The sequence below is a fragment of the Rickettsia fournieri genome (genome assembly GCF_900243065.1).
GTDB classification, from domain to species: Bacteria; Pseudomonadota; Alphaproteobacteria; order Rickettsiales; family Rickettsiaceae; genus Rickettsia; species Rickettsia rickettsii.
Map to the genome: position 1 here is coordinate 661,267 of NZ_LT978484.1, position 21,788 is coordinate 683,054.

Here is a 21,788-nt window from a genome sequence, read left to right on the forward strand (position 1 = left end):
ATTGAATAAATTTTATCTCAATATTAAACAGAATTTCTTTTTAAAAATATTTGGACAGAGCTAAATATTTATTTATCTGTTTTCCTCTCATTTTACTATTAAAAATTATCTCGCAACAGTCCCGTATAGCGTCTGTAGGTGAAATAGTAGTAGCAGAACTTTATTTAACTGAAATTACAAAACCACCTATACAATATCCCGTAGTTTCTTTTATCGCCGTAGCATCAGTAATTGGGACAACTGTAGCTTTAGCTATAGTATCTTTAGTTACTACTCAAGGATTTAATTGGCGTCTTGCCATTTGGATAGGTGCAATTATTGCAGTTGTGAGAGGCTACGCTAGAGCTCATCTTAGAGAAAAGCCTGATTGTGTAGATGCAAGTGCTAGACTTTTACGAAAATATGAAAAAGCAAATATCGACAAAAAAGAATTAAAAAACAATGAGATTTTTTACCAAAAACCTAATAAGAAGACAACTATATATTTTTTCATAATGAGTTGTGCTTGGCCCATATTTTCTACTATACTTATATTACTTGTGGTGAAGTTTTAAAGAATGCATTTGGATATAGTGCAGCTCAGGTTATTCATCATAATTTTATTATTTCAATGTTCCACCTAGCTAGTATGTCTTTAATATGTTTTCTAAGTTATAAAATAGATCCTTTAAAAATTCTTAGAGTAAAATTAGCTTTACTCTTTATATTTATTCTATTTGCACCATACCTTTTAAAAAGTACAACTACACCTTTCCAGCTTCTTTTAATTCAAATAGGTTTGATAATATGTTCATTTGATACTGTTCCTGCTGTTTCAATCTTTTTTAGGCATTTTCCGGTTTTTAAACGCTTTACAGTAGTATAATATATGCTGTTTCTAGAGCCTTAATGTGTATAATCACTTAGTTTGGAATTTATATATTTAACCAAATATTTGGGGCAATATGGTTTGTTTGTTGTGATGGTTCCATTACTTATAATTTGTATGTTTGGTCTAAATCATTTTCAAAAGTTGGAAAAAGAAGTAGGTTATTCATAGTGAATAATGATATTTATTTTTGTTGAAAAAATTTATCTTTGTATAAAAACCTATAGCAAATTTCATTAAACTTTTCTTCAATTTCATAACACTCTAAATGTATAGCAACAACTAGAAACTTCTTAAATGTTTCCACAATGATCTGCTTCGCTTTTTCAGGTGATTTAGCTGCTAATGTTTGTACATTATGAATACGATCAAATAATTTTATAAGTGCGGTATCATATCTTTTTTGCTTAATTAATAGGTTTAAGCTTTCCTCGACACTGATTTGTCCGTGCGGTTTAATTCTAGTTAAACCTTCTACATGTTTTGCTATTTCTTTACCAAAAATTTTGATGATCATCTTTTCAGTAAGTTCTGTATCCTCAATAGTATAGTGAAGTAGAGCAGCATTTATCATATTAGAAGTAAAAAGCTTAGGCGCTTCGTCTGCTACAAACTCTGCAAGCATAATCGCTACTTCGATCGGGTGCAATAATACGGATCGCCTGACTGACGCATTTGTGAACCATGATATTTACGAGCGTAGTAGATACCTGTTTTAACTTCCTCTATATCAACAGGATTTTTTACTTTAGTGTTTAAATATTCGAGTTTATCAAGTAGCTTTTTAGCATAAACACAGATTTCAAACTTTTCTTTCCAAGAGTTTATAGCTTCCATAAAAGTTATTTTATTTATATTAATAATAGTTGATTACAATTAAAGCAAAAGTTTAAAAATTGTAATAACAAATAATTTTTTAACTTTAAATAGATTAATAGCTTTTGGTTACATTGTATTTAAACAATTTCATTTTGTGTTATTATTTATTTTTGCTTCTTGTTCTTGCTGTAATTTATACCCTGCTGCTTTTTCTTCTATATAGTTAAAAAAGAAATAACAAAAAGTTAAAAAACTAGTGAGAATAATAGCAAATGTTATTAATATTAACTTAAGCTCTTTCCTTGCATTTTGAGCTTTTCAACGCTTTTCCTCCTCTTCATCTAACTCAGAGGTTAAAGTTTCTTCTTCTTTATTTTCCATATTTTAACTCTTATAAATTAGATTATATTATGAAGGACAGAGTTTAATTATCATTTAAGAAAAGTAATCTATAGAAGTAATTAAAATAAGTCAATGACTATAATTATTTAGAGTTGAACAGATTATCATTACGCGGGAATGACATCGGAAGGCTAAATTACAGCATAAAACAACTGCTTTTAGGTGATACCTGCTTTTAATCTTAATTTTTATATTCCAGGATAAACTATAGTATGCTAAGATATTGCTTTTAAAAATAAGTGATTATCAGTGTCAAAATTTTCTTTTAATATTCATCATCAGCATAAAAAAGCTAGAAGCGGTATTATCGTAACCGCACACGGTGAGATGCGTACTCCCGCTTTTATGCCAGTTGGAACTAGAGGAACGGTTAAGGCAATGCTACCTGAATCGGTAGCAGAAACGGGGGCGGATATATTGCTTGGCAATACTTACCACTTAATGCTTCAGCCGACTGCTGAACGTATAGTACAGCTTGGTGGCTTACATAAATTCATGAATTGGGATAAGCCGATATTAACCGATTCTGGCGGTTTTCAGGTAATGTCGCTATCGAAGTTACGCAAGATAACCGAAGAGGGAGTAAGTTTCAGCTCTCATATTAACGGCGATAAATATATGTTAACTCCTGAGCGTTCTACCGAAATACAATATCTGCTCGGTAGCACAATCACTATGGCTTTTGATGAATGTACGCCTTACCCTGCAACCTTTGAAGAAGCTAAAACTTCTATGCAGCTTACGACTAGATGGGCGAATAGATCACGTAATGCTTTTGTGAAGCGGGAAGGCTATGCACAATTCGGTATTATTCAAGGTAGCGTTTATGAAGAATTACGTGAGCAATCGGCTAAGGATCTAGTAGAACTTGATTTTGAGGGTTATGCTATAGGTGGACTTGCAGTAGGTGAGGGGCAGGAGCTTATGTTTAAAGTACTTGATTATGCTCCTGATTTTCTGCCGCAAAATAAACCGCGTTATTTAATGGGAGTCGGTAAGCCTGCTGATATTATAGGTGCGGTTAGCAGGGGTATAGATATGTTTGACTGCGTAATCCCGACACGCTCAGGTCGCAACGGTCAGGCTTTTACGAAATACGGTACGGTAAATATCCGCAATAGCAAATATGCCGATGATAACAAGCCGCTAGAACATGATTGCCTATGTCCTGCTTGTAGAAACTATAGTAAAGCTTATCTACATCATTTAGTTAGAATCGGTGAAATACTTGGCTCTATGCTAATGACATGGCATAATTTAACATATTTCCAAAATCTCATGAGCCGTATTAGAGCATATATTAAACTAGGTAAAGATTTTGATTTTGATTCTTAAAGTGACTAGTTATAAAACATGCCTTATTACATGTAAACGTACTTAAGTAGGTTATGTTATGAAAAAAGTTTGTGCAGATCACATTTCAGTGATTGTAACTAGACAAAAACAAAAACCGGTGGTTATTATGTCGCTTGAAGATCATAATGCTATGGAGGAAACTATACTTGTTCAAAAGTCCTAAAAATGCTGAAAGACTAAAACGAGCAATTAGCGATTTTGAAGAAAATAAAAATTTTAGGAATTGGATTTGATTGTAAATTAAAATAAAAGTATGAACTACTAATGCAAAATATTGATTTAATATCTGAAGAGGAAGCACAAAAATTACTAGAAGAACTCGCTGATAAAATAGCAGCGTATAACCATGCTTATTATATAGAAGATAATCCTTTAGTTTCTGATAGCGAGTATGATCAGCTATTTAATACCAATCTCAAGTTAGAACAAAAATTTCCTCATTTAATTTTAGAAAATAGTCCTAGCAAAAAAGTAGGGGCTAAAATAGCAAATAAATTTGCTAAAGTTACGCATCAAGTGCCTATGCTATCTCTCAGTAATGTTTTTGATGAGCAAGATGTGAGAGATTTTGTAGACCGTATAAAAAATTTCTTACGCCTTAATGAGTTTGCTCCTATCTTTTGTGAACCTAAAATAGATGGTTTGTCTTTTTCTGCTGTTTATAAAAACGGGGTGTTTACAACGGGAGCTACAAGAGGTGACGGATATGTCGGTGAAGATATAACAGCAAATATTAAAACAATCAAAAATTTTCCTCATAAAATAGATAATGTTCCGGAGTTTTTAGAAGTACGAGGGGAAATTTATATTGAAAAACAAGATTTTTTAAATCTAAATAAAGAACAAGAAGAGCAGGGCAAGGATAAATTTGCCAATCCTCGTAATGCTGCTGCCGGATCACTTCGTCAGCTTGATGCTTCTATTACGGCTAAAAGACCACTCAAATATTTTGTATATTCAGGAGGGGTAACTGAACAGAATATCGCTTCTTCACAAGATCAATTACTTACAAAATTAAAAGAATGCGGCTTTAACATTAATGAAATATCTAAACTTGCGAGTTCTGAAGAAGAAATTTTCGCCTTTTACGAATATCTCAAAACAAACAGAGAAAATTTACCTTATGAAATTGATGGAGTAGTATATAAGCTAAATGATTTTGCACTGCAAAATAGAATGGGCTTTATTGCACGAAGTCCACGCTTTGCTACCGCTCATAAATTTCCTGCAATAATAGGACAAACAAAGTTACTTTCTATTACTGTACAGGTCGGTAGAACTGGTACGTTAACGCCGGTAGCCGAACTTGAACCCATAGAAATAGGTGGGGTAACTGTTAGCAGAGCAACATTACATAATTTCCAAGAAATTGCACGAAAAGATTTGCGGATTAAGGATTATGTATTCCTGCAACGTGCTGGTAACGTTATTCCTAAAATCATGGGAGTTGATTTTGATAAACGTCCTAATGATACAGCAACGTTTGATACTCCTTTATTTTGTCTATCATGCAATTCTAGGTTGCATTATACGCCTGAAGATATTATTATACGCTGTGATAATGGCCTTAACTGCCCTGCTCAGAATTATGAGCGTATCCGTCATTTTGTATCGAAAAATGCTATGGATATTGAGGGGCTTGGGCGTAAGCAAGTTGAGTTTTTAATAGATAAGGGATTGATTAGTAATCCTTTAGATATTTTCTTTTTAAAAGAAAAAAATGACTCTAGCTTAGCAAAACTTGAAAATATGGATGGATGGGGTAAAAAATCAGTAGAAAATCTTTTTAAAAATATAGAAAAATCAAAAAACGTTAGTTTGCCAAGATTTATATATGCATTAGGCATAAGGCATATCGGTGAACAAAATGCTAAATTACTTGCTAGAGAATTTGGCAGCTATAATAATTTTATAGCTCAAATGGAATTGCTTAGAACAAATGAGCCTGATATTTATCAAAAACTAAACAATTTAGAAGGAATCGGTGATAAGATTTTAGTAGATATTATTGATTTTTTTGATGTTAAAGAAAATATTGAGCTTATCAAAAAACTTGGTGAAATATTAAGTATTGAAGATTATAAAGAGACTAGAGAACAGAGTAGTTTAACGGACAAGATAGTCGTATTTACCGGTAGTTTACCGACGATATCTAGAGCGGAAGCTAAAGCAACGGCTGAGAAGCTTGGGGCTAAAGTTGCAGTTGGCGTATCATCGAACACGGATTTAGTGGTAGCCGGCGTTGATGCAGGCAGTAAACTTAAAAAAGCTAAAGAGCTTAATATTAAAATTATTGATGAAGAAGAATGGCTTACGCTTATAAAAAATGTTTAAAGCAAGGCATTGCTAACTAAATGATAGTAAATAAAAAACTCGATGTCATTGCCGCGAAAGCGGGAATGACATAGGAAAGCTAAACTACACTATAAAACAACTTTTTCTAGGCAATGCTAAACTTTTTGACAAAGATAGAATAGTTATTAAAAAACATATTAATAAAATTCTAAAAGAAAGAAAACTAGACAATATAGTATGTGCAAATTTTGCACATACTACCGCTGATGGTAAAACATACCAAGTAGAATACTATAATTTAGATATGATAATATCAGTAGGATATAGGGTAAATTCTAAGAGAGGGATCGCTTTCAGAAAATGGGCTACTAACTTACTTAAAGAATATCTAATTAAAGGCTATAGTATTAATCTACACTGCTTTTACGAAAGATTGCACAGTAAATTATACTATGATATAATATATAATTACTGTAGTTAAATTAGACGAGATGCCTAAATCTAAACTAATACGAGAAGCCATTAAAATTATTTACGTGAACTAAAAGAAGATAGAGAAGATGCAGAAACTGCTTTAGCAAGAAGCAATAATAATAAATTACTTACTTCAGCAGAAGCAACGGAATTCTTAAAAAAGAAATATGGTTTATAAAGTATATGCTCTATGTCATTCCCGCTTTCGCGGGAATGACATAGAGCCATGCACGCGAGTTACTCATAGAAGTGAAATTTATGATTAATTTAAAATGAACTATCGTCATATTTATCATGCAGGCAATTTTGCCGATATAGTCAAACATTTAGTCCTAATTAATATTTTAGAACAGTTCAAGAAAAAAGAAAAACCTTTTGCGGTTTTAGATGCTTTTGCTGGTCTAGGTCTTTACGATTTAAACTCGGAGGCGGCTTCTAAAACTCTAGAAAGCGATACGGGAATTAATAAATTACTGCAAGCTACCGATCCTATTCCTCAGCTCTTACAAACTTTTTTAAATATAATAAATATAGCAAGCAAAAGTCACTACCCAGGTTCACCTTTTATAATTAAACAATTATTAAGACCAAATGATCGCTTAATTGCCTGCGAACTTCATCCAAGCGATTATTTAAGTTTAAAAAAATTATTACCAAATGATACGCATAATATAGATGCTTATAATGCTATCAAAGCTTTGCTACCATTTAAAGAGAATAGAGGATTAATTTTTCTTGATCCGCCTTTTGAAGTAAAAAATGAGTTTCAAAAATTACTTGAAGCACTTAAAAAAATTAAGCTACGAGTTCTTAATAATACTGTCTTAATTTGGTATCCTATAAAAGATTTATCTTTAGTCCGTGATTTTTACCATAATTACAAAAATATCCGATTTAAAGAAACTATGATTATTGAATATGAGCTTTTAAATAGTGATAAAAATATGGTAAAGTGTGGGTTAATGTTAATTAACCCTCCAAATATTAGAGGAGAATTAGAGAAATTAACAGAATATTTTAAGTGGTACTCTTAATTTGAAATTTACATACATTTATCTTTAATGTCTTTTAAAAAATATATCTTTTTACTGTTTATAGTTTTTCTTGTTCAAGGTTGTAGCAGTATTAAAAAATCTAGTGATACTACGTTACTTGCTACTACTTCATCTCAATTAAAGCAAAAATATAAAATCAGCCATGCGGATTTAGTAGTACAGTATGATTTAACAAACAAAAATAGCAAATGTATATATGCAAAAAACTTAGGTCTAATAATTAATAACCCTAAACAAAATAAGATTTTTTTACACAAATTACATAATAAAAACCCGGCAGAATTTAATAAAGCAGCCGAAATAAAAATAGCTGATATAAAGGCAGTTGTAACAAAACTAAATTCAAAATATAAGTTTCTCTCTAAACCGGAAGCTAGCTATTTTGCAAAAAAACAAACTCATAGGAATAATATCTCAGAATTAACCAAGCTTGATAAAATAATTAGTACAATACCGCTTATGATGCCGGAATATGAGCCGAAAATTACTAGCCATTACGGAACTAGGACAAGTCCTCATAAAAAGAAAAGAAAAAAGAAATGTTTCCATAGCGGTATTGATTTACAAGCTAAAAAAGCAGCACCGATATATGCAGCAGCAAGCGGAATTGTTATAAAAGCCGCTAGAGCACCTGATTACGGGAATTTTGTTGAGATTAAACATGGACGCAAATTTGTTACGAAATATGCTCATTTAAAAGAAATGTCAGTCAAGGAAGGAAATAAAATTAAGCGTGGTCAATTTATCGGTATACAAGGAAGCACTGGTAATGCAACGGGTGAACATTTGCATTTTGAAATTCTGTTAGATAATAAAGCAATCAATCCATTTGACTTTATTTTTAACTACCGTAAATGTTAAACTATGATCAAACTTTTATATCCTGAATTTTGGCAGAAGCGAAATATTATAGCTTATTTGCTTTTGCCTATAAGCTTGATATATCAATTTTTAGGCTATTTACGAGCTAGTTTAGCACGTCCTATTATGTTGCCTGCTAAAGTTATTTGTGTCGGTAATTGTAGCGTAGGAGGTACGGGTAAGACGCAGATAGTAATGTATCTAGCCAAATTACTAAAAGCTAGAAATGTAAGTTTTGTAATAGTAACTAAGGCTTATGGTAGTAACCTTAAAAGTGCAACTACCATACATCAAGGACATACAGCATTAGAGGTAGGAGATGAGGGGGTAATACTTGCAAAGTACGGAGCAGTTATTGCTACTAAAAATATTAAAGAGATTGTGCCGTTAATTAACGAGCTTAAACCTGATATAATAATAGTTGATGATTTCCTACAAAATCCTTATTTTCATAAAGACTTTACTATAGTCTCAGTAGATAGCCAAAGGCTTTTCGGCAACGGTTTTCTAATTCCTGCCGGTCCTTTAAGACAATATCCAAATAAAGCCCTTGATGCAGCTGATTTAATTTTTTTAGTCAGTAGCCACCAAGATAAAATACCGAATATTTTAACTCCTTATGTCAATAAGTTAATAAATGCTCAAATAGTTCCTTCAAATAATATAGATAAAACTAAAAATTATTTTGCTTTTAGCGGTATCGGTAATCCTGAGCGTTTCTTTGCGACTTTAAAAAATTACGGATTAAATATAACCGGTTACAAAATTTTTCCTGATCATTATAATTATTTACAAGCAGATTTAGAAAATTTATATTCATTAGCTAAAGAGCATAATGCTACCTTAGTTACTACAAGAAAAGATCATGTTAAGTTTAATGATTTAAATAATAATATTGTCTGTCTAGATGTAGAATTATCTATAAACCATCCTGATTTATTAAATGAAAAAATTTTTAAAAAAGCTTAGATATTTAATTGAGTATTTTATCGTTGTTATATTCCTGAAAGTAATAGGAATATTCGGTGTAGATAAAGCAGCGGATATTTGTAGTTTTATAGCAAGAAAAGTCGGTATATTATTTGCTGTTAATAAAATTGCTAGACGAAATATTAAAGTAGTATTCGGCGATATGTGTGATGTTGAAAAAATCATAGATCAAACTTGGGATAATTTCGGTAGGTTTATCGGTGAATTTACATATGTTAGCAAGATGGATGAAGCCGAGTTAGAGCGTAGAATCGCAATAATCGGCATAGAAAATATTAAAAAACTTGAAGGACAACCTTTTTTATTATTTAGCGGTCACTTTGCCAATTGGGATATTAGTATTAAGATTCTTCATAAATTTTATCCGAAAGTTGCCGTAATTTATCGTAAAGCAAATAACCCGTATGTTAACAAGTTGGTTAATGAAAGTCGTGCCGGTGATAAATTAAGACTTATACCGAAAGGTCCTGAAGGTAGCAGAGCTTTAGTCAGGGCTATCAAGGAGAGTGAATCTATTGTTATGCTTGTTGATCAAAAAATGAACGATGGAATTGAAGTGCCTTTTTTAGGGCATCCTGCTATGACTGCAAGCGCCATCGCTAAAATTGCTTTGCAGTATAAATATCCAATTATACCTTGCCAAATCATTAGAACTAAAGGCAGTTATTTTAAAGTAATAGTTCACCCGCAATTAAAGTTTGAGCAAACCGGCGATAATAAAGCCGATTGCTATAATATTATGCTTAATATTAATCAAATGCTAGGAGAATGGGTTAAGCAAAATCCTTCTCAATGGTTTTGGTTTCACAATAGATGGAAGAAATGAAACGTCATTGCGAGCAGCCGTAGGCTGCGTGGCAATCTCGTCAAATATCCTGAGATTGCTTCGTCAATTGTTATGCAATTTCCTCGCAATGACAAAAAGATGAACCACGGTATGACATTTTAAGAAAGCATAGTCCGTAATTTCTCAAGTACTTCTTGAGCGTGATTTTTAGCATTTACCGACCGCCAAATATGCTTAACTATGCCTTCCTTATCAAGTAAAAACGTAGCTCTATCAATACCCATATATTTTTTACCGAACATTGATTTTTCTATCCATACCCCTAATTGTTCGCATAAATTTGAATTTGCATCAGAGGCTAAATCAAATCCTAAACTATATTTTTCTTTAAATTTATCATGAGAGTCAAGCTTATCTTTGGATACTCCGATAATTACCGTATTAAGTTTATCGAATTCCGGTTTTAGCTTGTTAAAATCTTGTGCTTCAATAGTACATCCAGGTGTATCGTCTTTCGGATAAAAATATAATATTACGAATTTTCCTTTTAAATCCGATAGTTTAATTACGTTATCTTGACCTATGTGTAAAGATAAATCAGGAACTTTTTTTCCTAGTTCTAATGTCATAACACCCTCAAATTTATTTGATACAATAACTATATATTCAATATGTACTTTTTAAAATTGCTTTTTATAATTATATTATTTATGATACCGGTATATAATACTTAAGTTTAATTTTTATTAACTATTTCAATAAAGAGGTTTTATAAGAACTATAAGTGCAGCACTTGAAGAATTACATAAAAATCTTAAGGACTCTGCTAAAATTATTACTGTCGATTTTAATAAAAAATGTCATGAAGTAGAGGATAAATTATCCGTCAAAATTAATGATTTAGAGGAATATGCTAAGGATAGTAAAGACCATTCTTTAGAAACTATAAAAGCGCAATATAAAAATTTAACGAAAGAGTTACAGGATTATCAGAAAATTAAAGATGATAAAGTGGAAGAATATAGACAAACTCTTGTAAAAAAACTTGATGATTTAAGTAAGAAAGTTGAACAATATAATAATAAACATAAATAATTGGAGAATATAATGAAAAAAATTTTAATAACATTAGGTGCTACCGCTACTTTATTATTAACACCTAGTATTTTTGCAGATTTGCCTACCAAGGATGACACAAAAGCAAATGAAGTGCAAACTGAAGAAGTAGCTACAAGCAGTACAAAAACAATTACCGAAAACTTACAGGAATTAAAAGACAATTTAACAAACCTAGCACAAATGGAAGCCGATAAATTTAATCAGACCTTAAGCAATACTTATTATCAGATCGCCCAAAGCGTTGCAGAGATAAAAAAGAATGTGAAAGATCAGAAAGATAAAAAAGGTGAAGAACTGCAAAAATCTATAGATGCTGTAAAAGCAAAAATGGAAGATTATAAAAAAGCAGGCAGCAAGAAGCAAGAAAAAATACGTCAGCACCTAGTGGATAAATTAGAAGAGCTAAATAAAAATATTAACGAATATAATAACGATAAAGAAAAAGCAAAGTCGTAATTTTTTAACGTCATTGCGAGGAGATGCGTAGCATCGACGCGGCAATCTCATAAAGTAGGATCAACTCCTGAGATTGCTTAGTCGAAACTTATAGTTTCTCCTCGCAATGACTGCGGACAATATACCATTAAAAACCGGTATTATTTATGACTATTACCAAAGAAAAAATTGCAGCTATGTTAAGCTCTAAATTGGGTTTTTCAAATAATTTATGCGAGGAAATAGTTCATACGGTTTTTTCTAATATTTTAGAAATAGCAAAAGAGCAAAAATTAACTTTAAAGAATTTTGGTAGCTTTGAGGTTAAACAAAAAAATCCACGTCCCGGAATAAATTTTCATACCAAAGCACCGGTAATTATAGAATCAAAAAAGAATTTACGTTTTGTCCCTTCTTCTAAATTAAAAGCTTTAATTAATGAATCTACTCGATGAACTTCGTTATAATTTGTTGGCTTGTTGCATGTATCGGAAAATGCTTTTTATGTCATTCCCGCGAAAGCGGGAATCCAGTAAAACCTATAAAAAACTTGTTTTTTTAGGTTTATTTTGTCAATAATGTGTATCAATATTAAGGTTATTTTTGGGGACTCCCGCCTACGCGGGAATGACATAAAACGAGCCATGCAACAAAATCTGTATTCGGAGTATATGACAAACAATAAGCTAACAAAAAAATATTATTCTGCTAGTGAAGTGATTAAGCATTTAAATATTGCTTTACATCAATTAAGATATCTAGAGACAAAAAGCCCTGATTTATCTAATTATAAAATAAATAATAGAAAATATTATACTGCTAATGATATTGATCTACTCCAAAAATCTTTAAATAAAGATATTACATATCTTTCTACCTCTAGAATCGATATATTACTTACCAATTTCCATAATTTGTCTCTTCAAATAAAAAAAATTCTTGCCGATTCCTCGATGACGTGCGTATAGTACTTGTCATATCACGTTTTAAAGAAAAGAAAGAAACATATTATGACAATAAGACAAATGGTAAAGCCAGTAATTATAGGTATATCTGGTCCTGAATTAACCGATGCCGAAAGAGAATTATTTGAAGAGCATAATCCTTTAGGTGTAATTTTATTCCGTCGTAATATTAGAAAGAATGATAACGGTGCGCAGGCTAAAGAAGCCCTTATTAAGCTTATTGCAGATATAAAAGAAGTATTAGGGGAAAATACTATCATCTCTATAGATCAAGAAGGCGGTAGGGTACAAAGGCTCATAGCACCGACTTTTTATGACGCTCCGGCTGCTCAAACTTTTACTGATCCCCAAGCATGTAAACAAAATTATAGTGATATTGCGAAAGAGCTGAGAGAAGTAGGAATTAATCTAGATTTTGCACCGGTAGCGGATTTGATCCACGAAGGAGCAGACAAGATAGTCGGCGATAGAAGTTTCGGCGGGGAGCCGGAAGTAGTCGTGCCTTTATGTTTAGCTGCTATAGACGGATTACAAGAAGAGAAAGTTGGGGCTTGTATAAAACATATTCCGGGCCATGGTAGAGCTACGGTGGATAGCCATAAAAAATTACCTATTGTCGATGCTGATATAGAAGAGTTAGCAAAAACAGACTTTAAAGTATTTAAGGAGCTCGCGAAGCACGATAATATTAAACTTGCTATGACGGCACATATAATTTATAAAGCTCTTGATCCTGAGAATCCTGCCACCCTATCAAAAAAAGTGATAGACTATATTAAAAATAATATCGGCTTTAAAGGGCTTATTATTTCCGATGCAATAGATATGAAAGCTTTAAGCGGTAGTATGGCAGATATGACCAAAGAAGTTTTAGATGCAGGCGTAGATATAGTGCTTGAATGTACCGGAGAATTTAACAAAATGTCTGAAGTTCTATGTAGTGTTTCGGAAAGTTCTATAGATAAATTTTCTGACTTGTTTATTGCTTAATGCTATTATTCATTTAATGTCATACCGCGGTTCGACCGCGGTATTTTAGGACATAGTCTGTGATGTAAGATCCCGTGGTCATAAAGCCACGGGATGACAACGGAACTGCACAACGGCAGGTATTTAGCCGTAAAATGGCTATTAAGGAACTTATCCAATTAATCTAAGTTAAAATTAATTAAATAATTATATTGAAAAAATTTATTTTTACTATTAATCTGTTTTTTAATTTTTAGTTAAAGAATTAATTTTATAAATTACTTGAATAGTGTTATGAACAGTCTTGTGTATTTAAGTTCTAAAAGCTATAGGTAATATTTACTAAGAATAGAGATATAGAGAATTTTAGATAGCAGGAGGGGATTTGATTTGTGATATTATTAATCTGCTTAAAGAAGATTTAAATAAAGCAGATATAGAAATGAGATATATATGCGTCTTAAAGAACCTTATTCTGTTTTAAAAAAGATGACAAGGAAAGAAGTGCCGATTGATGCATTGAAAGACTTAATTGCATGTAGGATTATAGTTAAATCTAAAGCTCTATGCTATAATGCTTTGGACGTAGTTAAGAGTTCTCCGCATTTAGATTGGTTATACACCAAAGATTATATCAATAGACCAAAAAGCAACGGCTATCAGTCTCTTCATAATATAATGCAGCTTTTACACTCTAAACGTAATTTTGAAATACAGATAAGAAGTGAAAATATGCATAAAGATGCCGAGCTTGGTAGAGCAGCTCATTTAAATTATAAAGAAGAACAAGACCGTCATTTGAAAAAAGTTTTTGACGTTACTAATGACACGATATTTTCTAAAGCACGTCAAATGGTGAAACAATTTGAAGGATTAGAAGAGCAAATTGTAGAATATGAAAAAGAAATTATGCGTATTTGGCATACTAAATACGACGAAATGCTAAAATGGGCAAATACTGCTGAAGTGCTAATATTTAACAAAGATTAGGGGGATCATTAGTTCGTCATCCCGTGAGACGAAAATATGTCATCCCGTGACTTGACCACGGGATCCAATTCTTGGTGTCATACTGCAAGCTTGTAGCGGTATCCATCTAAAAAAATCAAAAATGTATACTTATTAAGTTATTTTTTTTGGATCCCGCGGTCAAGCCACGGGATGACCCTGATAAGGAATAACGCCAATGTGGTAAAAATATAACATTTATTAAAACTTTATAAAAAAACTATAGCGATGCTTGTAATTATATACAATATATAGTATGCTCAGCTCGTAGTTTAGAGACTATTGAAACAAAATATTAGGTTATTTCCTTATCAAATGTGGGATATCTTGACTCACGTTTGATAAGTTTGTTTTAATACTAGGTACTAAATTTTAACTTAAATATAGGACAAAAATTATGGCTCAAAAACCAAATTTTCTAAAAAAATTAATTTCCGCAGGGTTGGTAACTGCTTCTACAGCTACCATAGTAGCCAGTTTTGCAGGTTCAGCTATGGGTGCTGCTATACAGCAGAATAGAACAACAAACGGAGTTGCTACAACTGTTGATGGTGCGGGATTTGACCAAACTGTCAATCTTGCAAATGTTGCAGTTGCTCTAAATGCAGTTATTACTGCTAATGTTAATAATGGTATTAATTTAAATACTCCAGCTGGTAGTTTTAACGGTTTGTTTTTAAATAATGCAAACCATTTAGCAGTGACAGTGAGTGAAGATACTACCTTAGGGTTCATCAATAATGTTGCTCATAACGCTAACTTCTTTAACCTTACGCTTGATGCCGGTAAAACTCTTACTATAACAGGTCAAGGTATTACTAATGTACAAGCTGCTGCTACACACAATGCTCAAAATATTGTTGCACAATTTAATGGTGGTGCTGCTATTGCCAATAATGATCTTAGCGGTGTAGGAACAATAGACTTCGGTGCTGCGGCTTCTACATTAGTATTTAATTTAGCAAATCCTACAACTCAAAAAGCTCCTCTTATACTTGCAGGTAATGCTTTAATAGCTAATGGTGCTAACGGTACATTAAATGTTACTAATGGATTTATTCAAGTTTCAGATAAAAGTTTTGCTACTGTTAAGGCAATTAATATCGGTGACGGTCAAGGTTTCATGTTCAATACTGATGCTACTAATGCTAATGCTTTAAATTTACAAGCAGGTGGTACTACTATTAATTTTAATGGAACAGACGGTACGGGTAGATTAGTATTATTAAGTAAGAATGGTGCTGCTACCGACTTTAACGTTACAGGAAGTTTAGGCGGTAATCTAAAAGGTATTATCGAATTGAACACTGTTGCAGTAGACGGTCAACTTATAGCTAATGCCGGCCCTGCTAATGCAGTAATAGGTACTAATAATGGCGCAGGTAGAGCTGCAGGATTTGTTGTTAGCGTAGATAATGGTAAGGTAGCAACAATCGATGGACAAGTTTATGCTAAAGACATGGTTATACAAAGTGCTAATGCAAATGGACAAGTAAATTTTAGACACATAGTTGACGTTGGTATAGACGGTACTACTGCCTTTAAAACAGCAGCTTCTAAAGTTGCAATAACCCAAAACTCAAACTTTGGTACTACTGATTTCGGTAATCTTGCAGCACAGATTACAGTTCCTAATACTATGACCCTTACCGGTAATTTTACAGGTGATGCTAGCAATCCCGGTAACACTGCAGGTGTGATAACTTTTGATGCTAACGGTACTTTAGCAAGTGCTAGTGCAGATGCAAATGTTGCGGTGACAAATAATATTACAGCAATTGAAGCATCAGGTGTCGGAGTTGTCCAATTATCAGGAACACATACTGCCGAGTTACGTTTAGGAAATGCCGGTTCTGTCTTTAAACTTGCTGATGGTACAGTTATAAACGGTAAAGTTAACCAAACTGCTCTTGTCGGCGGTGTTCTTGCAGCCGGTGCTATTACCTTAGACGGTAGTGCTACAATTACCGGCGATATAGGGAACGGTGGCGGCGGTGCTGCGTTACAAGGCATTACTTTAGCTAACGATGCTACAAAAACATTAACACTTGGTGGAGCAAATATTATCGGTGCTAACGGTGGAACGATTGATTTCCAAGCTAACGGTGGTACTATTAAATTAACAAGCACGCAAAATAATATTGTAGTTGATTGTGATTTAGCTATAGCTACTGATCAAACAGGCGTTGTTGATGCGAGTAGCCTAACAAATGCTCAAACTTTAACTATTAGCGGTACAATCGGTACTATTGGTAATAATAAAACTCTTGGACAATTTAATATTGGCTCAAGTAAAACAGCTTTAAATGGCGGTAATGTTGCTATTAACGAGTTAGTTATTGGAAATAACGGTTCAGTACAATTCGCTCATAATAATTATTTAATAACAAGAACTACAAATGCTGCCGGTCAAGGTAAAATAATATTTAATCCTGTTGTAAATAATAATACAACTCTTGCAGCCGGTACAAATTTAGGTAGTGCTGCAAATCCACTTGCAGAAATTAATTTTGGATCTAAAGGGGCTCATGCTGATACTGTATTAAATGTTGGTGAAGGTGTAAATTTATATGCTACTAATATTACTACTACCGATGCTAACGTAGGTTCTTTTGTCTTTAATGCCGGTGGAAAAAATATAGTAAGCGGTACAGTCGGTGGACAGCAAGGTAATAAGTTTAATACTGTAGCATTAGATAACGGTACTACTGTTAAGTTCTTAGGTAATGCAACATTTAACGGTAACACTACAATTGCAGCTAATTCTACCTTACAAATTAGTGGTAACTATACTGCAGACTTTGTTGCATCTGCCGATGGTACCGGTATAGTAGAATTCGTTAATACCGGTCCTATTAACGTAACATTAAACAAACAAGCTGTACCTGTTGATGCTTTAAAACAAATAACGGTTTCTGGTCCCGGTAACGTAGTGGTTAATGAGATAGGTAATGCAGGTAATTATCATGGTGCCGTGACTGATACGATTGCTTTTGAAAATTCAAGTTTAGGTGCAGTTTTATTCTTACCTAGCGGCATTCCATTCAATGATGCAGGCAACACAATTCCTTTAACAATTAAAAGTACCGTAGGTAATGAAACAGCTAAAGGTTTTAATGTTCCTAGCGTGATTGTTTTAGGTGTTGATAGTGTCATCGCTGACGGTCAAGTAATCGGTGATCCAAATAATATCGTAGGTCTAGGTCTTGGAAGCGATAACGGCATAATCGTTAATGCTACTACATTATATGCAGGTATCGGTACTATAAACAATAATCAAGGTACTGTCACACTTAGCGGTGGTGTTCCTAATACCCCTGGTACAGTTTATGGCTTAGGCACAGGTATTGGCGCTTCACAGTTCAAGCAAGTAACGTTTACTACAGACTATAACAACTTAGGTAATATTATTGCAACTAACACAACAATTAATGATGGTGTAACTGTTACTACAGGCGGTATAGCCGGAACAGATTTTGGCGGTAAAATTACTCTTGGAAGTGTTAACGGTAACGCTAATGTAAGATTTACTGACGGTATATTTTCTAATTCTACAAGTATGATTGTTACTACTAAAGCTAATAACGGTACTGTAACTTATTTAGGTAATGCATTCGTCGGTAATATAGGTGATTCAGATACTCCTGTAGCTTCTGTTAGATTTACAGGTAGTAATAATGGTGCAGGATTACAAGGAAATATTTATTCACAAGTCATAGACTTTGGTACTTATAATTTAGGTATTGTAAATTCTAATGTAATTTTAGGCGGCGGTACTACTGCTATTAACGGTAAAATCGATCTTCTTACAAATACTTTAACATTTGCAGGTGGTACTTCAACATGGGGAAATAATACTTCTATTGAAACTACTTTAACATTAGCAAACGGTAATATAGGTCACATCGTTATCGCGGAAGGTGCGCAAGTTAATGCAACAACTACAGGAACTACAACCATTAACGTACAAGATAATGCCAATGCAAATTTCAGTGGTACACAAACTTATACTTTAATCCAAGGTGGTGCTAGATTTAACGGTACTTTAGGAGGTCCTAACTTTGCTGTAACCGGCAGTAATCGTTTCGTAAATTACGGTTTAATACGTGCTGCTAACCAAGATTATGTAATAACGCGTACTAACAATGCAGAAAACGTAGTTACTAATGATATCGCAAATAGTCCGTTTGGAGGTGCACCGGGTGTAGGTCAGAACGTTACAACATTTGTAAATGCAACTAATACTGCAGCATATAATAATCTTCTTTTAGCTAAAAATAGTGCTGATTCTGCTAATTTTGTCGGAACTATCGTTACCGATACAAATGCGGCCATAACTAATGCACAATTAGATGTAGCTAAAGATATCCAAGCTCAACTTGGTAACAGATTAGGTGCTCTTAGATATTTAGGTACTCCTGAAATGGTTGGATCTGAAGCGGAAGCAATACCGGCTGCGGTTGCTGCAGGTGACGAGGCTGTTGATAATATAGCTTACGGTATATGGGCAAAACCTTTCTATACTGATGCACATCAAAGTAAGAAAGGTGGTTTAGCTGGTTATAAAGCTAAAACCACCGGTATTGTAATCGGTTTAGATACGCTAGCTAACGATAACTTAATGATCGGTGCTGCTATTGGTATCACTAAAACTGATATAAAACACCAAGATTATAAGAAAGGTGATAAAACCGACGTTAACGGTTTCTCATTCTCTCTATATGGTGCCCAGCAGCTTGTTAAGAACTTCTTTGCTCAAGGTAGTGCAATATTTAGCTTAAACCAAGTGAAGAACAAAAGTCAGCGTTACTTCTTCGATGCTAACGGTAATATGAGCAAGCAAATTGCTGCCGGTAATTACGATAACATGACATTCGGTGGTAACTTAACAGTCGGTTATGATTACAATGCAATGCAAGGTGTGTTAGTAACTCCAATGGCAGGGCTTAGCTACTTAAAGTCTTCTGACGAAAACTACAAAGAAACCGGTACAACAGTTGCAAACAAGCAAGTTAACAGCAAGTTTAGCGATAGAACCGATTTAATAGTAGGTGCTAAAGTAGCCGGCGGTACTATGAACATAACTGATCTTGCGGTATATCCGGAAGTTCATGCTTTTGTGGTTCACAAAGTAACCGGTAGATTATCTAAAACTCAGTCTGTATTAGACGGACAAGTTACTCCGTGTATCAGCCAGCCTGACAGAGCCGCTAAAACATCTTATAATTTAGGTTTAAGTGCAAGTATAAGATCTGGTGCTAAGATGGAGTACGGAATCGGTTACGATGCTCAGATTGCAAGTAAATATACTGCACATCAAGGTACTCTAAAAGTCCGTGTAAACTTCTAATCGCTCCCGATTAGCAAGTTTATAAGTTCCTCAAGAAAAAAGCCCTCTTTGAAAAAAGGGGGCTTTGTTTGTTCTTGCTTCCTGCCTACATGCCTTGTTGCATGGCTCAAAACCTACTATATGTCATCCCCGCGTAGGCAGGGATCCAGAAAAAAGCGAGATAAATCGAGCTTTTAATTTTACAAACTTAAGTGATTATTATGCTTCTAATAAGCGGAAGTATATTTGCTCAAAGTCAAATATCCAATTTAATTGTACCGGTTAGCTATTTTATAAATCATGTATCCCAATTGGAAAAACTAAAAGAAAATCTTAATAAATATAAGCAATCTAGTGTAGTAGGGGTAAGCGATATGGGTAAAACGCAGCTTGCTAGAATGTACGCTTATGAAAATAAAGATAACTATAACATAATTTGGTTGATTGATTGTAATCTAAATATAGAGCAGCAATTACTCAAATTATCTAAAACTATTAATACCGAGGTAAGATCACCGGTGATTTCAGAAGATATGGCAGTGATGAAGAAAGATTTAATGGTTTATCTAGCAAGTAAAGATAAATGGTTATTGGTGCTTGATAATTTAAAAATAGGCGAGAATAAGAAAATAGAGGATTTTATTAATTGGGAGTATAACGGTAATATTATATTTTGTTCCCAAGACGATGAATTATTATCTAACATAATCAAAGCAAACGCTTTCACTAAGCCGGAAGCTGTATTACTTGCAAAAAAATATATTGGAAAATAAAAATCCGGAATTAATAAATTTTTTGACTCAAGCATTTGGAGGTTATCCGATTCTCATAGTTCAAGGAGCACAAATATTAAATCAAATACAAGGTTTAAACTTAGAGCAATACAAGAAAAAGATAAAAGCCTCTAAGGATAAAATTGAGCTAAATATAAAACTTGTTAGCAATGAATTAAAGCCTAGTGCCAAGAGATTACTAGATGGGATAGCATTGTTTAATAATCAAAGTTTTTCAAAAGAATTATTAAATTCTATTACTGAAGATAAGCATAGTCTAGATGATGATATTTATCAGTTTTCTAAATTTGCTTTGATCTCTAATATTGAACCTAATGAAGTTAATCCGATATTTAAAATGCATGATGTTATAGCTAAAAAAATATTACAAATAAATGGAGATAAAGGAAATAAAGAATATCTTAAACGAGTGTTACTAATCTTTTAAATTCTATACCTAAAAGTTTAGTAAAGGGGCGTATTTTTAGAAATGCTAAAACTATACCGGATTAATTACAAAAAATGCAGAAAAATACGATATATCGATATATAAAATTTTAGAGTTATAAATTTATTAATACAATATGCTAATTCTTCCGATTTATATAACTCAAAAAAATTAGTAAATTGGTTTGATAAAAACGATCAAAAAGGTAAATTTAAATTATGGACAATGAATAATGAAGAAAAATTTGCTTATGCTGCATATTTAGGACGCATAGGGTGGTATTATAGAACTTGGTCAGATCCTAAAAAAGCAATTGAATATGATACGAAAGCTAAGCAGGTATTTGATGAAGTGAAAGGATATGATTCCATAAAATGTAATGTAGTTTTCGGTTCGGCTATATCCAATATTTAGCTAGGAAATCTAGAAGAAGCAGAAAAAAATATCCAAATGATGGAAGATATGTTCAATCAAAATCTAGTAGATCAAACTGACATAGCAACTATATATTATGCAAAAGCTAAATTATTTAATATCCAAGGTAAAAATTATGAAGCATTAAGAAGAATTGACGATACTATAAATGCTTGTACCGAAAACGGGATGAAACCTCAAGATTTATTTCTTACCGGTTCATATCTCATTAAATTAGATGTATTAAATAATCTTAAGAAACATCAGGAAGCTCTTTCTTTATTAGAAGAAGTATATGATATGAATAAGTCAAGTAAAAAAGAGGAAAATCAAGTATTTGGACGAATTTTTACCCAAAAATCACGAGCAAAACTAGGTTTAGGTGATGTTACCGAAGCTCTAGAATAAAAAAGCTAAAGCA

19 protein-coding genes and 4 pseudogenes are annotated in these 21,788 nt (G+C 33.0%); 19 read left to right on the forward strand and 4 right to left on the reverse strand.

Annotated features, from left to right (window positions below; translation table 11 throughout):
• Positions 1-50: 50 nt before the first annotated feature.
• Positions 51-554 carry an MFS transporter gene (locus C4Q30_RS09940; RefSeq protein ID WP_245207524.1) on the forward strand — a complete coding sequence of 168 codons (504 nt, stop codon included), beginning with the start codon at positions 51-53 and terminating at the stop codon, positions 552-554.
• Between the two features lie 498 nt (positions 555-1,052).
• On the opposite strand, the pseudogene C4Q30_RS06670 reads toward C4Q30_RS09940, so the two are convergent.
• Positions 1,053-1,705 (reverse strand): annotated as a pseudogene (locus C4Q30_RS06670) (HD domain-containing protein).
• Between the two features lie 129 nt (positions 1,706-1,834).
• Positions 1,835-2,068 (reverse strand): annotated as a pseudogene (locus C4Q30_RS09945) (RP671a family tick cell line-upregulated protein).
• 270 nt (positions 2,069-2,338) lie between these two features.
• On the opposite strand from C4Q30_RS09945, the gene tgt reads away from it, so the two are divergent.
• The 4 genes from tgt (at position 2,339) to rhuM (ending at position 6,221) form a co-directional block, all read left to right on the forward strand.
• On the forward strand, positions 2,339-3,424 hold the full coding sequence (gene tgt, locus C4Q30_RS06680) for a tRNA guanosine(34) transglycosylase Tgt (RefSeq protein WP_103897558.1): 1,086 nt from the start codon (positions 2,339-2,341) through the stop codon (positions 3,422-3,424).
• Positions 3,425-3,482: 58 nt separating this feature from the next.
• Positions 3,483-3,608, forward strand: a complete 126-nt coding sequence (locus C4Q30_RS10300; RefSeq protein ID WP_280641682.1) for a type II toxin-antitoxin system Phd/YefM family antitoxin — start codon at positions 3,483-3,485, stop codon at positions 3,606-3,608.
• Positions 3,609-3,709: 101 nt separating this feature from the next.
• Positions 3,710-5,779 carry an NAD-dependent DNA ligase LigA gene (ligA, locus tag C4Q30_RS06690; protein ID WP_103897559.1) on the forward strand — a complete coding sequence of 690 codons (2,070 nt, stop codon included), beginning with the start codon at positions 3,710-3,712 and terminating at the stop codon, positions 5,777-5,779.
• A 193-nt stretch (positions 5,780-5,972) separates the two neighbouring features.
• Positions 5,973-6,221, forward strand: coding sequence for a RhuM family protein (gene rhuM, locus C4Q30_RS06695; RefSeq protein WP_121539703.1), 249 nt, complete (start codon positions 5,973-5,975; stop codon positions 6,219-6,221).
• A gap of 47 nt (positions 6,222-6,268) precedes the next feature.
• Here the strand turns inward: rhuM and C4Q30_RS09135 are convergent, their stop codons facing one another.
• On the reverse strand, positions 6,269-6,442 hold the full coding sequence (locus tag C4Q30_RS09135) for a hypothetical protein (RefSeq protein ID WP_209445215.1): 174 nt from the start codon (positions 6,440-6,442) through the stop codon (positions 6,269-6,271).
• A gap of 44 nt (positions 6,443-6,486) precedes the next feature.
• On the opposite strand from C4Q30_RS09135, the pseudogene rlmJ reads away from it, so the two are divergent.
• From rlmJ to C4Q30_RS06720, 4 genes and pseudogenes are all read left to right on the forward strand, one after another.
• Positions 6,487-7,276: pseudogene (rlmJ, locus tag C4Q30_RS06705) on the forward strand (23S rRNA (adenine(2030)-N(6))-methyltransferase RlmJ).
• A complete protein-coding gene (locus C4Q30_RS06710) occupies positions 7,276-8,130 on the forward strand; it encodes a M23 family metallopeptidase (protein ID WP_103897561.1) in 855 nt (284 codons plus the stop codon). The pseudogene rlmJ and the gene C4Q30_RS06710 overlap by 1 nt, the downstream one beginning before the upstream one ends.
• Before the next feature lie 3 nt (positions 8,131-8,133).
• Positions 8,134-9,099 carry a tetraacyldisaccharide 4'-kinase gene (gene lpxK / locus C4Q30_RS06715; RefSeq protein WP_103897562.1) on the forward strand — a complete coding sequence of 322 codons (966 nt, stop codon included), beginning with the start codon at positions 8,134-8,136 and terminating at the stop codon, positions 9,097-9,099.
• Positions 9,074-9,946: a lipid A biosynthesis lauroyl acyltransferase gene (locus tag C4Q30_RS06720; RefSeq protein WP_014014708.1), complete on the forward strand. Its 873-nt coding sequence runs from the start codon at positions 9,074-9,076 to the stop codon at positions 9,944-9,946. The genes lpxK and C4Q30_RS06720 overlap by 26 nt, the downstream gene beginning before the upstream one ends.
• Before the next feature lie 119 nt (positions 9,947-10,065).
• On the opposite strand, the gene bcp is transcribed toward C4Q30_RS06720, so the two are convergent.
• Positions 10,066-10,536, reverse strand: coding sequence for a thioredoxin-dependent thiol peroxidase (bcp, locus tag C4Q30_RS06725; protein ID WP_014014707.1), 471 nt, complete (start codon positions 10,534-10,536; stop codon positions 10,066-10,068).
• A gap of 478 nt (positions 10,537-11,014) precedes the next feature.
• Here bcp and C4Q30_RS06735 point away from each other — a divergent pair, with 478 nt between their 5' ends.
• The 10 genes and pseudogenes from C4Q30_RS06735 to C4Q30_RS09140 all read left to right on the forward strand — a co-directional run bounded on the left by C4Q30_RS06735 (position 11,015) and on the right by C4Q30_RS09140 (position 21,775).
• Positions 11,015-11,482, forward strand: coding sequence for a hypothetical protein (locus tag C4Q30_RS06735; protein WP_103897564.1), 468 nt, complete (start codon positions 11,015-11,017; stop codon positions 11,480-11,482).
• Positions 11,483-11,628: 146 nt separating this feature from the next.
• Positions 11,629-11,916 (forward strand): HU family DNA-binding protein, encoded by a 288-nt coding sequence (locus C4Q30_RS06740; RefSeq protein ID WP_014014705.1) that lies wholly within the window; start codon positions 11,629-11,631, stop codon positions 11,914-11,916.
• Positions 11,917-12,132: 216 nt separating this feature from the next.
• Positions 12,133-12,429: a MerR family transcriptional regulator gene (locus C4Q30_RS06745; RefSeq protein WP_103897756.1), complete on the forward strand. Its 297-nt coding sequence runs from the start codon at positions 12,133-12,135 to the stop codon at positions 12,427-12,429.
• A gap of 42 nt (positions 12,430-12,471) precedes the next feature.
• Positions 12,472-13,416, forward strand: a complete 945-nt coding sequence (gene nagZ / locus C4Q30_RS06750) for a beta-N-acetylhexosaminidase (protein ID WP_024704343.1) — start codon at positions 12,472-12,474, stop codon at positions 13,414-13,416.
• A 364-nt stretch (positions 13,417-13,780) separates the two neighbouring features.
• Positions 13,781-14,385: pseudogene (locus C4Q30_RS06755) on the forward strand (bifunctional (p)ppGpp synthetase/guanosine-3',5'-bis(diphosphate) 3'-pyrophosphohydrolase).
• 415 nt (positions 14,386-14,800) lie between these two features.
• Positions 14,801-19,753: an outer membrane protein OmpB gene (gene ompB, locus C4Q30_RS06760; RefSeq protein WP_103897565.1), complete on the forward strand. Its 4,953-nt coding sequence runs from the start codon at positions 14,801-14,803 to the stop codon at positions 19,751-19,753.
• Between the two features lie 200 nt (positions 19,754-19,953).
• The gene (locus C4Q30_RS06765) at positions 19,954-20,505 is read left to right on the forward strand and encodes a hypothetical protein (protein WP_245207525.1); all 552 of its coding nucleotides are present in this window, start codon (positions 19,954-19,956) and stop codon (positions 20,503-20,505) included.
• Positions 20,495-20,953 carry a hypothetical protein gene (locus tag C4Q30_RS09950; RefSeq protein WP_245207526.1) on the forward strand — a complete coding sequence of 153 codons (459 nt, stop codon included), beginning with the start codon at positions 20,495-20,497 and terminating at the stop codon, positions 20,951-20,953. Before C4Q30_RS06765 ends, C4Q30_RS09950 begins: the two co-directional genes overlap by 11 nt.
• 225 nt (positions 20,954-21,178) lie before the next feature.
• Positions 21,179-21,367, forward strand: a complete 189-nt coding sequence (locus tag C4Q30_RS09955) for a hypothetical protein (RefSeq protein WP_245207527.1) — start codon at positions 21,179-21,181, stop codon at positions 21,365-21,367.
• A 36-nt stretch (positions 21,368-21,403) separates the two neighbouring features.
• Positions 21,404-21,775 (forward strand): tetratricopeptide repeat protein, encoded by a 372-nt coding sequence (locus C4Q30_RS09140; RefSeq protein ID WP_245207528.1) that lies wholly within the window; start codon positions 21,404-21,406, stop codon positions 21,773-21,775.
• Positions 21,776-21,788 lie beyond the last annotated feature (13 nt).